The 14,286-nt window shown below is 59.6% G+C and carries 16 protein-coding genes and 1 tRNA gene; 2 read left to right on the top strand and 15 right to left on the bottom strand.

Annotation, left to right across the window (positions count from 1 at the left end; all coding sequences use genetic code 11):
- Window positions 1-15: 15 nt before the first annotated feature.
- The 8 genes from WC529_03235 to ychF form a co-directional block, all read right to left on the bottom strand.
- Complete coding sequence (locus WC529_03235) at window positions 16-1,125, bottom strand: peptidoglycan DD-metalloendopeptidase family protein (protein MFA5113293.1); 1,110 nt, start codon at window positions 1,123-1,125, stop codon at window positions 16-18.
- A gap of 39 nt (window positions 1,126-1,164) precedes the next feature.
- On the bottom strand, window positions 1,165-2,430 hold the full coding sequence (locus tag WC529_03230; protein MFA5113292.1) for an excinuclease ABC subunit UvrC: 1,266 nt from the start codon (window positions 2,428-2,430) through the stop codon (window positions 1,165-1,167).
- Window positions 2,431-2,433: 3 nt separating this feature from the next.
- Window positions 2,434-2,859, bottom strand: a complete 426-nt coding sequence (gene rplI, locus WC529_03225; protein ID MFA5113291.1) for a 50S ribosomal protein L9 — start codon at window positions 2,857-2,859, stop codon at window positions 2,434-2,436.
- Window positions 2,860-2,889: 30 nt separating this feature from the next.
- On the bottom strand, window positions 2,890-3,141 hold the full coding sequence (gene rpsR / locus WC529_03220) for a 30S ribosomal protein S18 (protein MFA5113290.1): 252 nt from the start codon (window positions 3,139-3,141) through the stop codon (window positions 2,890-2,892).
- A gap of 12 nt (window positions 3,142-3,153) precedes the next feature.
- The gene (ssb, locus tag WC529_03215) at window positions 3,154-3,534 is read right to left on the bottom strand and encodes a single-stranded DNA-binding protein (GenBank protein MFA5113289.1); all 381 of its coding nucleotides are present in this window, start codon (window positions 3,532-3,534) and stop codon (window positions 3,154-3,156) included.
- Window positions 3,535-3,537: 3 nt separating this feature from the next.
- A complete protein-coding gene (locus tag WC529_03210) occupies window positions 3,538-3,966 on the bottom strand; it encodes a single-stranded DNA-binding protein (GenBank protein MFA5113288.1) in 429 nt (142 codons plus the stop codon).
- A complete protein-coding gene (rpsF, locus tag WC529_03205; protein ID MFA5113287.1) occupies window positions 3,950-4,333 on the bottom strand; it encodes a 30S ribosomal protein S6 in 384 nt (127 codons plus the stop codon). The genes WC529_03210 and rpsF overlap by 17 nt, the downstream gene beginning before the upstream one ends.
- Before the next feature lie 116 nt (window positions 4,334-4,449).
- Window positions 4,450-5,541, bottom strand: a complete 1,092-nt coding sequence (gene ychF / locus WC529_03200; GenBank protein ID MFA5113286.1) for a redox-regulated ATPase YchF — start codon at window positions 5,539-5,541, stop codon at window positions 4,450-4,452.
- Between the two features lie 84 nt (window positions 5,542-5,625).
- On the opposite strand from ychF, the gene WC529_03195 reads away from it, so the two are divergent.
- On the top strand, window positions 5,626-6,756 hold the full coding sequence (locus tag WC529_03195; protein ID MFA5113285.1) for a DNRLRE domain-containing protein: 1,131 nt from the start codon (window positions 5,626-5,628) through the stop codon (window positions 6,754-6,756).
- Between the two features lie 58 nt (window positions 6,757-6,814).
- Window positions 6,815-6,886, top strand: a tRNA-Glu gene (locus WC529_03190).
- A gap of 1 nt (window position 6,887) precedes the next feature.
- Here the strand turns inward: WC529_03190 and WC529_03185 are convergent.
- Genes WC529_03185 through uppS form a run of 7 tightly spaced genes read right to left on the bottom strand, consistent with a single transcriptional unit; the run spans window position 6,888 to window position 14,256 of the window.
- On the bottom strand, window positions 6,888-7,730 hold the full coding sequence (locus WC529_03185; GenBank protein MFA5113284.1) for a CPBP family intramembrane glutamic endopeptidase: 843 nt from the start codon (window positions 7,728-7,730) through the stop codon (window positions 6,888-6,890).
- A gap of 7 nt (window positions 7,731-7,737) precedes the next feature.
- Complete coding sequence (locus WC529_03180; protein ID MFA5113283.1) at window positions 7,738-8,385, bottom strand: 3'-5' exonuclease; 648 nt, start codon at window positions 8,383-8,385, stop codon at window positions 7,738-7,740.
- A gap of 24 nt (window positions 8,386-8,409) precedes the next feature.
- A complete protein-coding gene (locus WC529_03175) occupies window positions 8,410-9,822 on the bottom strand; it encodes an ATP-binding protein (GenBank protein MFA5113282.1) in 1,413 nt (470 codons plus the stop codon).
- 42 nt (window positions 9,823-9,864) lie between these two features.
- Window positions 9,865-11,958, bottom strand: a complete 2,094-nt coding sequence (locus tag WC529_03170) for an ATP-dependent helicase (protein ID MFA5113281.1) — start codon at window positions 11,956-11,958, stop codon at window positions 9,865-9,867.
- 11 nt (window positions 11,959-11,969) lie between these two features.
- On the bottom strand, window positions 11,970-12,800 hold the full coding sequence (gene nadC / locus WC529_03165) for a carboxylating nicotinate-nucleotide diphosphorylase (GenBank protein MFA5113280.1): 831 nt from the start codon (window positions 12,798-12,800) through the stop codon (window positions 11,970-11,972).
- A complete protein-coding gene (locus tag WC529_03160; protein ID MFA5113279.1) occupies window positions 12,797-13,597 on the bottom strand; it encodes a phosphatidate cytidylyltransferase in 801 nt (266 codons plus the stop codon). The genes nadC and WC529_03160 overlap by 4 nt, the downstream gene beginning before the upstream one ends.
- Window positions 13,597-14,256 (bottom strand): polyprenyl diphosphate synthase, encoded by a 660-nt coding sequence (uppS, locus tag WC529_03155; GenBank protein ID MFA5113278.1) that lies wholly within the window; start codon window positions 14,254-14,256, stop codon window positions 13,597-13,599. The genes WC529_03160 and uppS overlap by 1 nt, the downstream gene beginning before the upstream one ends.
- Window positions 14,257-14,286 lie beyond the last annotated feature (30 nt).

The raw sequence follows: 14,286 nt of genomic DNA, 5'->3' as shown, positions 1-14,286 counted from the left end.
TTGCCTCCTTGCGTCCTACGGTAAATACGGCATCGGGTTGACCGGTTTACCGTTCTTTCTGACCTCAAAATGCAGGTGCGGCCCGGTCGAATAACCGGTGCTCCCCTCCAGGCCGATCGTCTGTCCCTTGGCGACCGTCAGGCCGACCGCCGGATAGATCCGGGACATGTGGCCGTAGACCGTCGCGATCCCCTTGCCGTGGTCGATCACGACCGCCTTCCCGTACCCGTCCCACCAGCCGGCAAAGATCACTTCACCGCCGTCCGCCGCCAGGATCGGCGTGCCGTAGGTCGTGGCAATGTCCACGCCCGTATGCCGCGACCGTCCCCAGCGCCGGGACGCGCCGTACCGCGAAGTGATCCTCCCCTGCAGCGGCCAGATCATCGTTCCGCTGCCGCGGGCGGAAACGCCGGCCCGCTTGCGCTCGGCCATTTTCTTCTGGATCAAAACTTCCAGCTCGCGCGAGCTCCGTTCCAGCTCGGCGATCTTTTGCTCGTATTCGGCCTGGCGTTCTTTCAGGTCGTCCAGGACCTTCTTTTTCTCTTCCGCCTGGGTCACGATCTTGCTTTTCTGTTCGGCGATGACCGTGGCCAGCTGCTTGATCTCTTTGGTCCGGTCGTTCAGGACCGTCCGTTTCGTCTTCGTCTCCTGCAGGTCCTGCCGCACGCCCCTGATCAGGCTGGCGTCCCGGGCGACGACCTTTTCAAAATAATAGCTGCGGTTCAGGAAATCGGACACGGACCGGGACAAAAAGAGCAGGTCGAGGTAGCTGACCCGGCCGTTCTTGAACGCTTCCCTGACCCTGGTCTCCAGCAGGCTTGATTTCTGTTCCAGGTCCGCCTCGGTCTTTTTCAGCTCCACCGACAGTTCGGTGATCTTGGTCACGTTCTCGCTGATCTTTTCCTTGGCCTTGTTCAGCCGCTTGTTCGCCTGCTTCAGCTCCTGGGTAATGACCACCAGTTTCCCCAGCTCTTCCTGCCTTTTTTGCTTCGTTTCTTTCAGCCTGGCCTGGCTCTGTTTAAGCTCGTGCTGGATCTGTTGCAGTTTCTCTTGCTCGGTCAGTTTATCCGCCATCGCCGCGCTCCCGAGCAGGAGGCAGGCCAAAACACAGCACCAGAGCTTCATTGGTTTTTTATCATAACACAAATGCCCCACCCTCTCAAGTTAGGCAAAAAGCGTTTTTTTCCGTTTTTCTCGATGAAAAGTGACGGCGAACCGGTGGGCTTCGTCGCGGACCCGCTGCAGCAGCAGCAAGGCCGGGTCGCGGCGCGCCAGCTTCAGTGTTTTGACCTGTTCCGGCAGGTAGATCTCTTCCTCTTTTTTGGCCAGGCCGATGAGCGGCAGCCCGGGCACCCCGGCCTCCTTCAACGCCCGCCGGCCAAAGGCCACCTGGGCGGCGCCGCCGTCCACCATGACCAGGTCCGGCAGGGCCATTTTTTTCGCCAGCGAGCCGGCGTAACGCCGCTTTACCACTTCGTAGATCGCCTGGACGTCGTTCGGCTTTCCCTGCACGCTGTTGACCTTAAAGCGGCGGTAATCGCTTTTGAGCGGGACCCCGCCGAGAAAAGTGACCAGCGAAGCGACCGTGTTCTTCCCCTGCAGGTTGGAAATGTCAAAACATTCGATCCGCAGCGGCGCCTGTTTCAGCTTCAGCGCCCGCTGGAGCGCGATCAGGTCCTGGCCGCCGCGCAGGGAGGGCGTCCGGGCCAGGTTTGTCTTCCCGGCTGCCATTTTTTCCAGCAATTCAATGCTGTCGCGGAAATATCCGGCCCGTTCAAAGTCCTGTTCCGCCGCGGCGCGCGCCATTTCGCGTTTTAACTTGGCGATCGCCGCCGCCATTTTGCCTTTCAACAGCAGGGCGATCCCTTCGACCAGCGTCCGGTAATTGTCTTTATCGATCCGGCCGATGCACGGGCCGGTGCAAGCCCCGATGTGGTAGTAAAGGCAGGGCCGCTCCCTTTGTTTCAGCGGGCTTTCGCCGCACCAGCGGATCGGGAAAAGCTTTTTGACCAGGCGGATCACCGTCCGGACCATGGCGCCCTGGAACCGGCCGAAATAGAGCGCCCCGTCGTCTTCGCGCCGCCGGACCATCAGCAGCCGCGGCCATTCTTCGTTGACCGTCAGCTTGAGGAACGGATAGGCTTTATCGTCTTTCAGGGCGATGTTGTAACGCGGCTTGTATTTTTTGACCAGCTCGTCTTCCAGGATCAGGGCGTCGAGCTCGGAAGCGGTGGTCAGGTAATCCAGGTCGTAAAGCCGCTCGACCAGCAGGGAAGTCTTGATGTCGGGGTGCGGCCGGAAGTAAGAGGCCACTCTTTTCCGCAGCGATTTCGCCTTGCCGACGTAGATGATCGCGCCGGTCCGGTCCTTAAAAAGGTATACCCCCGGCTTAAGCGGCAGAGCGGCAAGCTTCTCGCGAAGCGTGCTCATCGCCTAGCGGGCGGCGACGATTAGCTTGAGGTGAGCGGTGACGTCCTGAAAAAGCTTGACCGGCACGGTGTATTCGCCGACCAGCTTGATCGGTTCGCGCAATTCGATCTTTTTCCGTTCGAGCTCCACGCCGTGCGTTCCTTTGACCGCGGCGGCGATGTCGCCGGTCGTGACCGAACCGAACAGCTTGCCGCCTTCGCCGACGTCCGCGCTGACCGTGACCGGCGCGCTGGCCAGCTTTTCGGCCAGCTCGTTCATGGTCGCGCGTTTTTGCGTGACTTGGGCCTGTTTCTTCTCTTTCCGTTTTTCGACCAGCGCGACCGCCGCCGGCGTGGCGATGATCACCTGCTTGCGCGGCAACAGATAGTTGCGGGCGTACCCTTCGGAGACGTCTTCGATCCGGTCGTCTTCAATGAATATAACTTTCATCTTTTTATCCTCTCCCTCTCCGCCGGCCGCTCAGTCGAGCACGAACGGCGCCATGCCGATCTGCCGGGCGCGCTTGACCGCTTTGGCGATCATCCGCTGGTGCAGGGCGCAGCAGCCGGAAAGCCGCCGCGGGGCGATCTTGCCCCGGTCGGTCATGAACCGCCGGACAAAACCGATGTCCTTATAATCGATCCCGCGCTGGTCGACGCAAAACACGCACGGTTTCTTTTTCCTCTTCTTGAACGGGCCGCCGGTCTTTGGTTTTCTCGCTTCTCTGGTCATTGGTCCACCCCTTTAAAATGGTATGTCGTCGGCCGCTTCTTCGGCGGCCGGCGCGACATCTTTGCTCGGGCCCGCGCCCGGCTTGCTGCCCAGCATCTGCATGTTATCGGCCACGACCTCGGTCATGGTCCGTTTTTGCCCGTCGCGGCCGGTAAAGCTCCGGATCTGGAGCCGCCCTTCGATCGCCACCGGCCGGCCCTTTTTCAGGAATTCGCCGCAGATCTCGGCCAGGCGCCGCCAGGCGACAATGTTGATAAAATCGACGTCCTGGCCGCCGCCTTTTTTGAAACGGTTGATCGCGATGGCGAACCGGGCCACCGGGATCCCGCTGGTCGTGTAGCGGAGTTCCGGGTCCCTGGTCAAATTGCCGATCAAGAACGCTTTGTTATACATGGCTTAAAAAGGGAGATCGCTGGCCAGGTCCGTGTCGTCCACGACCTCTTCGCCGGCGCCCGACTCCTCGTCATGATGGGCCGCGGCCGCGGTCTCGTGGCCCGTGACCCGCGACTTCTCCAGCATCGTCATCGTGCTGGCGATCACTTCGGTCACCCATTTCCGCTGCCCGGACTGGTCTTCGAACGAACGGTTCTGGATCCGGCCGTCCACCAGCACCAGCTGGCCTTTTTTCAGGTACTGCCCGCAGACTTCGGCCAGGCGCCGCCAGGCGACGATATCTATAAAGTCGGCGCCCGTTTCTCCCTGCCCGCTCGTCGGCCGGTCGACCGCCAGGCGGAACTTGGTGACCGGCAAACCCTCGGCCGTGGAACGGCCTTCCGGGTCCGCGGTCAACCGCCCGACCAGGATGATCTTATTTTGATTCGCCAAGCGGCTCCCCTTTGATCTCACCGACGGATATGGCCTCGAGCGGGGCGCCGGGTATGCCCTTTCTCTCCGGAGGAGCGATATCGGCCGCGATGACCGCGCGGGAGAGGAAGTAACGAATAACGCTCTCGTTGACCTTGAGATAAGCCTGGATCTCCGCCGGCAATGACGGGGCGGAATTAAATTTGATCATGACGTAATAGCCCTGGGTCAGGGTTTTCGCCTTGCGGATCATCGAGGCCAACCGTTTGGTCCCCCACTTTTCGGTCTTTTCCACTTCTCCGCCCAGCGCCTTGATCTTCTCTTCCACCTTAGTAACCACCTGGCTGGCCTTGTCTTCTCCCAGCGCGGCGTCCATGATCATGATCAATTCATAAGGATTCAACGTAAAAACCTCCTGTAATTAGGAATATCTCAGACCAGCGCATTTCACTCGGATAACAGGGGAAATGAGCCTCGGCGATATTACCTCGCTTGAACGCTATATTATACCACGAAACGGACTAAAATCAAATCTCCGTCCTGGACCAAATATTCCTTCCCTTCGGTATGTAAAAGCCCTTTTTCCCGGGCTTTAGTGTAACTGCCGGCCGCGGCCAGATCGGCAAAATGGATCACTTCCGCGGCAATAAAGCCCTTTTCCATGTCGGAGTGGACTTTACCGGCCGCTTTTGGCGCTTTCTCCTCCCGCCGGGTCGTCCAGGCCCGGCATTCTTTGTCGTTAGCGGTGAAAAAAGTGATCAGTTCGAGCAGTTCATACCCCGCTTTGATCAGCCGCTGCAGGCCGAACTCTTCCAACCCGACCGCCTTGAGATATTCCTGCGCCTCCGCGGGGGGCAGCTCTCCGATCTCCTGCTCGAGTTTGGCGCAGATCGCGACCAGCTGGGCCCCCTCTTCTTTGGCGATCTGCCGGACAAAATCGACCTCCGCCCGGTTCCCGGTCTCGTCCACGTTGGCGATGTAAAGCACCGGCTTGGCGGTCAGGAGGGACAAGTCGCTGAGTAAGGCCAGGTCCTCCTGGTTCATCGAACGCAATACGGAACGGGCCGGCAAACCCCGGCCCAGGTGTTCTTTCAGCTTGTCCAGCAGGTGGAGGTATTTTAAGATCTTTTTGTCGCCGGCTTTGACCGCGCCGCGGCAAGCTTCGAATTTTTTGTCGATCGCCGCCAGGTCCGCCAGGATCAGCTCCGCCTTGATCAGTTCGCTGTCGCGGCGGGGGTCGACCGCGCCTTCGACGTGGGTGATGTTCGGGTCGGCAAAACAGCGCACCACGTGGGCGATCGCGTCGGCCTCGCGGATGTTCGCCAAGAATTGGTTGCCCAGCCCCTCTCCCTTGTGCGCCCCCTTGACCAGGCCGGCGATATCGTGGAATTCGATCACGGTCGGGACCGCTTTAGCCGACCCGATCAGTTGTTTGACGGCCGCCAGCCGTTCGTCGGGGACCGCGACCACGCCGACGTTCGGCTTGATCGTCGTGAACGGATAATTGGAAACGTCGGCCTTGGCTTTGGCTAAAAGGTTAAAAAGGGTCGATTTGCCGACGTTCGGCAGCCCGACTATACCGAGGGAAAAGCCCATGATGGAGCCGATTATATCACACCGGCCGCGCGCCTGCCGCCGGCCGGTTGACACCCCGGAGTTGGTCGGCTATATTAGTGTATAGTGAAAGCTGGCAAATTCATCCTGCTCGTCGGCTTCCTGGCGCTGGCCTTCTTCGTCAGCGGCTGCGGCGATCAAACCACCAACCCGGACGAAAAAACCTTGACCAGCCTGACCGTGTCGCCGACCAGCGCGACGGTCTACGTCGGCAATCGCGTTTTTTTCACGGCCCTGGCCGCTTACTCCGACGGTTCCAGCAATTTCGTCGTTCCCACCTGGTCCGTTTCCAGCGAGATCGGCGCGATCGTCTCGGTCGGCCTCTCCGGCATGTTCACCGCTTCCGCGGAAGGGACCGGCACGGTGACCGCCGTTTACGAGAGCAAATCGTCCTTTGCCTCCCTGACGGTGACCAAGTCCACGACCGCCGACGTGAACCGCCTGACCACCATCGAAGTTTCCCCCGCGACGGGGGAGATGCCGGTCAACAGTTATCAGCTCTTTAACGCGACCGGCCTGACGGCCAGCGGCGAGATGATCGCCATCGCGCCTTCCTGGCTGATCTCCGGCGACGCGGTCGGCGTTTTCACGGCGGTCGGGCAAATGGCGACACTGGAGGCGAAGGCGGTCGGGACGGCCGTGATCAGCTGCCTTTCCGGCGAGGTCATCGGCCAGTCCTACGTGACGATCGAGGGCTACCTGCTGGAGATCACCGTAGAGGCGGACATTTACGTTGACGAGGGGAACCCGACCGTGACCTATGAGGGGGAAACCGCGCTCAAGGCCGGCTACTTGTCCTCCACCCCGGCCCGGTATTACGAGACGTATCTCCGGTTTTCCCTGGCCGCCATTCCGGCCGGCATGACGATCGAATCGGCCTCGTTAATGCTCTACGCAACATCGGCCGGAACGCCTTCGTTGCAGCTTTACAACCTCAGCAGCGCTTTTTCCGGCACTACGACCTGGGCAACCAAGCCGACGGTCAGCACTTATCTGCTCGCCAGCGCTTTTACCGCCGGCCAGTACAACGAGCTCGGCAGCGATCCGTTTCTGGCCGCCGTGCGGACCTGGTATTCCGCCCCGGCCGTTAATTTCGGGTTCGCGCTCCGGCAGGATGGCGGGGAGAACGGGGTGGTCGGCTTGCTCAGCAAAGAAAATCCCACCAATAAGCCGACCCTCAGCCTGGTGTATAAGTAAAGTTTTTCTGCCCCTCTGAAACACGCGGTTCAATCTGCTATAATATGCCTGATCTTGGGGCCCCATCGTCTAGGGGTTAGGACACCAGCTTTTCAAGCTGAGAACCGGGGTTCGATTCCCCGTGGGGCTATTTAACCAAAATCTCCGATCCGCGCCGGGAATTTGGCGAAAAACGTTTTGCGGTCCAAACCGACGATAATTATTGCCATAACTACCATCACCGCCGTTTCGATCCCTTTCGCGAGCTGCCCCAGCGGTAAAAGCCCCTGGCAATTAGCGGACGCGTGAACAAGGACCGCCGTTAAAACGCTCCCCTTGTTCTTATGCCATAACCAATTAATAATGAACGTCATGGGAAAGACGCTGACAAAGAAGTTGAGGGCGAATAGAGGGTTAGCCCTTAAGATCAGATTATGGTAATACCCGTTGATCAGGAATAAAGGGCTATGCCAGCAAGCCCACAGCGCGGCATAAATGAGCGTCGCCGTAAAAAAAGTGCGTTGGCCGCGAAGGCTGTCCACTCCATACCCTTTCCAGCCCAATTCCTCTAATAAAGCAGGGACAAAAAGCATGACCGGGACCGGTAAAATTCCGGCGGTGAAAGTCGACGCCTTAGCAAGGCTCAATTGGTCCAAAGATCGTCCGAAAAAAAGATGGGAAAGCCAGACGGCAACTACGACCGCCGCCGGCATGACCAGCAAAATGACCGGGAAACTGGAAGGTTTTATCAACTTCAAATTTAAGAGTCGATTGATATAGTCCCGCCGCAATCCCTTGTCAGCCGCGGCAAAGACCATCCATAAAGAGGCGAGGAAAGGGCCGAACAACCCGACGATCTCCAACGCGGGAATTAAGCCGCTTGCTCCGCCGCCCGGCTGATAACTTAAATAAGCGGCCGTTAACCAGGCCGCCCAAGTGAGCAAAATGGCGATCAGGAAAAATTGAACCGGCTTATAGGCGTAGGGAACTTTCATCTTATTGTTATACCGCGTACTTGAGCAGCGTCTCCAGCGAGTTGACCCCGTGTTTTTCCAGCAGCTCGATGATCTTTAGCCAGACCTGGTGCGTCGTTTCCACGTCGCCCCCCGCCCGGTGGGCTTGCGAGACCGGGACCTTAAAATATTTGGCGATCTCGCCCAGCCGGTGCGAAGAAAGGCCCGGCAGCAGCTTGCGTGAGATCTTGAGCGTGCAGACTTGCGGGCCCTGCAACGTGATCCCCCAGTCTTTCTTTAAATGGTGGTTAAGGAACGGCACGTCGAACTCGGTGTTGTGGGCGATCAGCGGCGTTTTGCCGATAAAATCGTAGAGCGAACGGAGGACCTGGTTCCGGTTCTTCCCTTCTTCGACCAGCATCTCGTCGGTGATCCCGGTCAGCTTGACGATCTCCGGCGACAGCTTCCGGTTGACGCGGATCAGCGAACCGAACACGTCGACGATCTCGCCGTTCTTCAGCTTGAGCGCGGCCACTTCGGTGATCTCGTTGTCCGCCGGCTCCAGGCCGGTCGTTTCGATGTCCACGATCACAAAGGGGAGCGACTTCAGGCCGAAGACTTGCTCGCGCGCGCGGCGCAAGAAAGGGTATTCGGTCTCCAGTTTGGCGAATTCTTCGGACTGCATGAAGCTGAACATACGCGAGGCAGTATTATAGCAAATTTATTCCCAGTCTTGGGAGTCGACCGGCAAACGCAGGACGATCTCCGTCCCTTCGTTCTCTTGCGAGGCGATCTCGACCGTCCCGCCGTGTTCCCTGACGATCTGCTGGACAATGACCATCCCGAGCCCGGTCCCCTCTCCCGCCGGTTTAGTCGAGAAAAAGGGCTGGAAGAGCTTGCCGATGTTATCGGGCTTAATGCCGCAGCCGGTGTCGCAAACTTTCACCACGAAGTAGCGCTGCTCGCCGGCAAATTCTTTCGCGAGGGAGACCTTGACCCGCCGCGGGGCTTGGCCGTCGGCGGCGCGGCGCGCGGCGATCGCCTCAACGGCGTTATTCAGCAAGTCGATCAAGATCATCTCCAGGCCGTCAAAATGGAGCTCCATGAGGAAGCGGTCCGGCGCCGTGGCCCCGTCCGGGCCGACCGCGATCCGCGGGCAATCGACCTCGAACGTGGCGTCGGCGGCATTGAGCTTTTCCTGCATCAGCGCCGCGACCCCCTCGACCAGCACCCGCAGGTCGGTCCGGGCCTTGGCCCGGCCGGAAAACTGCAGAAAATAATGCAGCCGGTCGGTGAACTGCCGGATCCGGCCGGCATTCCCGGCCATTTGCCGCAGGCAGCGGTTGATCATTTCCTGGCTTCCCTTTTCCAGCAGTTGTTCGACGTTTTCCAGGACCAGGAGGATCGGGACAAAGGCGTTGTTAAACTCATGGTTCATGCCGAGCCAGATCTGCCGCAGGAAGCGGAGGCGTTCGTTAACGATCATCTTGATCTCTTTTTCCTTGCGCTCCGTGACGTCGCGGATGTTCAGTGCCACGCCGACCGGCTTTCCCATTTCGTGCAGGACGCGGCCGACGATCCAGCCCCAGAAAAACGACCCGTTTTTCTTGAAGCGGGCCTCCATCGGGTTGGAGCGGCCGGTGGCGATCAGCGCGGCGAACCGCTCCTTGGCCAGCGGCTGGTCATCGGGGTGAAGCAGCTCGAAGTGGCTGCGGCCGACGATCTCCGTCGTGTCGCGTCCGAGCGCCTCGATCATCGTGGCGTTCAGCCAGGTAATGTTGCCTTTCAGGTCGAGAAAGCAGACGTAATCCGGGGAATGGTTCAGCACCTGCCCGTCGATGCTGTTGATCTTCATCCGGCCCCGGATCTTGCCAAGCTGCACCCTGGTCTCTTCGAGCGGCAAGCGGCGGAACTCGTCCGGTTGGCCGGACAAGCGGTTGCCGATCTGGAGCAAGCGGAGGTAGCCGATTTGCATGCCGCCGATCAGGTTGAGGCCGGTATCAACGGCCTGGAGCCGGGCGCGTTTGGCGACACCCAGCTTGATCTCCCCCAGGCCGGTCAGGGCGCCCCATTGCCTGGTCATTTTCCCTTTTATATAGCCGATGATCGGTTTGATCGGCCGCATTTCCGTCATACAGTTTTGTATCGCTTAACTCCGGGGTTGATTTCAGGGTTTTTAGCGGGGGAAAAGGTCGTTCAGGTCGACCGCTTCAAAGTCGCTCTTTTGCCCTTTGACGTTGACTTCGCGGTACTGGCTCAGGTCAATGGTCTCCTGCGGCCCCTCGCTGTCCGTTTCAATGTCCCAGCGGTCGTAGGCCCAGTCGGGGAGCTCTTCCAGGTAGCGGGAGATCTTCATCAAGACTTCGCCGTCGTAGCCGGAGTAGATCAGCGGGTAAGAGAGGTACAACTCGTCCTTGGCGCGGGTCACGGCGACGTAAAAAAGCCGCCGCTCCTCTTCCATCTCCTCGTCCTTGCCGAAGCTCAGGTAGGACGGGAACCGGCCGTCCGCCAGCCAGACGATAAAAACGACCTTCCATTCCAGCCCCTTGGCCTGGTGGATCGTCGTCAGGACGCACGCCTCTTTGTCCCCTTCGCTCCCCTCAACGATCGTTTCCGCTTCGATGCCCGACGCTAAAGCCAGCGAACTGAGCAGCTCCTCCAGCGACTTGAACTGGGTGGCGTAACTGCCGAGCTGGGCCAGGTCTTCCAGTCTTTCCCGCCAGTTCGGGTATTGCGCTTTCAGGTGCTCCGCGTAACTCGATTCGCTAACGATCTTGATCATCTCGGCCGGGTGGTCGATCTTCTCCAGCATCGCGCCTAGTACTGCCTGAAATTCCTTGAACGCCCGCTCGCCGCCCCCCGGCACCAGCGGCAACACCGCCTGGGCCACGATCTCCTTGAGCGGCTCGGGCGCCCGGGAAATGAACTGGAAGATCTTCTCCGCCGTCTTCGGCCCGACCTTGGGCAGGAGCTTGAGCACCCGCTGCCAGGCGATCTCGTCCTTGGGGTTGTGGATGACCTTCATGTAGGCCATCACGTCTTTGATGTGGGCTTCTTCAAAAAAGCGGAGGCCGGAGCGGATCTCGAACGGGATAGCCCGCTTGGTCAGCTCCATTTGGACCTCCATCGACTGGTAGTGCGAACGGTAAAGGACCGCCATGTCGTTGAGCGAATGCCCCTCCTCGCGCAGCTCCAGCATCCGCTGGGCGATGAAGGCGGCCTGCTCGTGCACGGTCGTCACCGGCACGATGATCGGTTTTTGTCCGGCTGGCCGGTTCGTCCTCAGGTTCTTCTCGAACTTTTCCTTGGCCAGCATGATCGAGCTGTTGGCGACCGAGAGGATCTCCGGGGTCGAGCGGTGGTTGATCTCCAGCTTAAAGAACTTCGCGTCCGGATAGACCCTGGGGAAATTGATGATGTTCTTGAAGTGGGCCCCGCGGAAGCTGTAGATCGACTGGCTGTCGTCGCCGACCACCATTAAGTTCCGGTGCTTGGCCGCCAGGATATCGATGATCTTAGCCTGCAGCGAGTTCGTGTCCTGGTATTCGTCGACCAGGATATGCAGGAATTTGGCGGCGTAAGCCTCGGCGACGTCGGGGTGGTCGTGCAGCAATTTCCACCAGTAGAACAGGAGGTCGTCAAAGTCCATGATGTTCCCCTTCCGCTTCCGGTCGACGTAGAGCCGGTAGACCCCTTCGATCTCGTCGGTCAGCGGCTCGAACTGCGGGTAGTTGTAGGCGATCACGTCGATGATGTTCCGCCCGGTGTTGACGGAAAGGCTGAAGATGTCCTGCAGGGCCTCGCCCTTCGGGAAGCGGCGCGCCTTGACGTCGATCTGCGCCTCGGCGATGCAGGCGTCGATCAGCTCTTTGGCGTCGCCGCGGTCCAGGATCGTGAAGTTGTTGCTGAAGCCGAGCCGCTGGGCGTTCTTGCGCAGCATCATGTTGCCGATGTGGTGGAAGGTCCCGCCCCAGATCCCCCTGGCGTCGCGCTGGAGGAGCACTTCGACCCGCGAAAGCATCTCCTTGGCCGCTTTGTTGGTGAAGGTCACGAGCAGGATCCGGTCGAGCGGCACGCCGGACTCGGCCAGGTAGGCGACGCGGTAGGTCACGATCCGGGTTTTGCCCGAACCCGCCCCGGCGATGACCAGCATCGGCCCGCCGGCAGCCGTGACCACGGGCAGCTGTTCCGCGGTTAATTCCTCTTGGTAATTTATCCGGGACTGCTTCCCCGCATCGAAGGTGGTCTTGAGAATATACTTTTGCGGCATTGAACGAACGATTATAACACTTTTAGACTGATATCTAAAGCGGGAGCCGAATGGGTCAGCGCGCCGACGGAAATGAAGTCGACGCCGGTTTTGGCGATCGCCCGGACGTTTTTTAAATTTACGCCGCCCGACGCTTCCGTCTTGATCCGCGCTTTTTTGCACAGTTTAACGGCCTGGCGGAGCATTTTAACGCTCATGTTATCCAAAAGGACCCGGCCGACACCGACGCTGAGCGCCGCCTTAACTTCCCCGAGCGTCTTTGCTTCCGCTTCGATCTTGTTGGCGCGAAAACCTTGGCGCTTGACCTGATAGACGGCCTCCCCGATCCCTCCCGCTTGCTTAACGTGATTGTCTTTTATTAAGATCGCGTCATGCAGCCCCAGCCGGTGGTTGGCCCCGCCCCCGCATTTGACGGCGTACTTTTCGAGCAAGCGCAGGCCGGGGACTGTCTTGCGCGTATCCAGCACCTGGCACCTGGTCCCTGGCACCCTGGCAACAAATTTACGCGTCAGCGTTGCGATCCCCGAGAGGTGCTGCAGAAAGTTCAACGCCGTCCGTTCGCCGGTGAGGATCGCCCGGGCCGGGCCGGAAACGAGCGCAATGACTTTGCCCTTTTTGACCAACGCCCCATCCTTAACCTTCGCCGCATATTTAACGCGCGGGTCGAGGTGCTTAAATACTTCGGCAGCGATCGCCTGGCCGCAGATCACGCCGCGCTCTTTCGCTCTGACCGCCGCCTGGGCCCGCTCCCCTCTCCCGACCACGGCGCGCGTCGTAATGTCGCCCGGGCCGAGATCTTCGGCCAGGGCGAGTTTAACTAAGAAGTCGGTTATCTCTTTCATTTAAGCACGAATATTACCAGGTAATAATACATCAGCGGCGCGGTCAGGACAAAGGAATCGATCCGGTCGAGCACACCGCCGTGCCCCGGCAGGATGTCGGACGAATCTTTCGCTCCCGCGTCGCGCTTGATCAGCGATTCGATCAGGTCGGAGATCTGGCCGAAGACCCCGATCAGGGCGCCGAGGATCAGCGCGTGCCAAAGCTCCAGCTGGGCGGTCTGCGAAAAGATCGCCGCCGCTACCAGGCAGGTCAGAAAGCCGGCGATCGCCCCTTCCCAGGTCTTTTTCGGCGAGATCGACGGCATCAGCTTGGTGTGCCCAAAAACTTTGCCGGCCAGGTAGGCGGCGCTGTCCATCGCCCAGATCGTGAACAGCAGGAAGAACAGATAGCCGCCGTGGTCGGTCAGCGCCCGGATAAAGATCAGGTAGCTGAAGAACCAGCCGACATAGAACATCCCCAGCACGGTGACGGCAACATCGACGATCGTGTCCTTTTCCCTCTTCAGGAAAACCCCGGCGATCATGGCGACCGCCACCGCCAGCGTCAGGATCGCCGAATGCGCCGGCTCCCAGTTCCGTTTCAGGGCGTAGTAGGCGAAGGTGATGAAGAAGATCGTGATCAGGTTGCCGACCCAGTAAGCCGGGAACAGCCCTTTTTTCATCATCAAATTGTAGAACTCGTTGACGGCGATGATCGCCAGCGCCAGCAGCATGATCAGGAAAGGGATGCCGCCGTAGTAGACGCAGGCCAGGATGATCGGCGCGGTCAACAGGACCGTCAAGCTCCTAATGACCATTAGAGCTTCCCGTAGCGCCGCTCTCTTTTCTGGTAGGCTTCGAGCGCGGCGATCAGCTGTGCGCGGCGGAAATCGGGCCAGAGCGTCTCGGTCACGTAGATCTCGGCGTAAGCGATCTGCCAGAGGAGGTAATTAGAAACCCTCATTTCGTTCGCCGTCCTGATTAACAGATCGGGATCGGGCATCCCCGCGGTATAGAGGTGCTTGCTGAATTCTTCTTCCGTGATCGGCCCGTGACCCGCGGCCCGCGACTCGACGACCCGGTTAACGGCGTCGACGATCTCCGCCCGTCCCCCGTAGTTGACCATAACGCTCAGGGTGATCCGCTTATTGTCCCTGGTCTTTTCCATCGCCGCGTTCATCTTTTTCCGCAGCTCGGCCGAGAACTTCGCCAACCGGCCCAGGAACTGGAGTTTGACGCCGCTCCTCATCAGTTCGTCCATCTCGCGGTCGATCGTCACGGAAAAAAGGTTCATCAGGAAGTCGACTTCGTTCCGGGGGCGGCCCCAGTTCTCGGTGGAAAAAGCGTAAACGGTCAGGTATTTGACCCCGAACTCGGCGCAACCTTTCAGCACGGCGCGCAGCGACTCCGCGCCTTCCTTGTGCCCGAAGATCCGCGGCCGCTTGCGCCGCTTGGCCCAGCGGCCGTTCCCGTCCATGATGACCGCGATGTGCTGTGGGATGTTCTT

This window comes from Candidatus Margulisiibacteriota bacterium, assembly GCA_041650855.1.
Classification (GTDB): Bacteria; Margulisbacteria; WOR-1; order O2-12-FULL-45-9; family XYB2-FULL-48-7; genus JALOPZ01.
The sequence above is the reverse complement of the archived record's forward strand: the minus strand, read 5'-3'. Positions and strand labels throughout refer to the sequence as shown.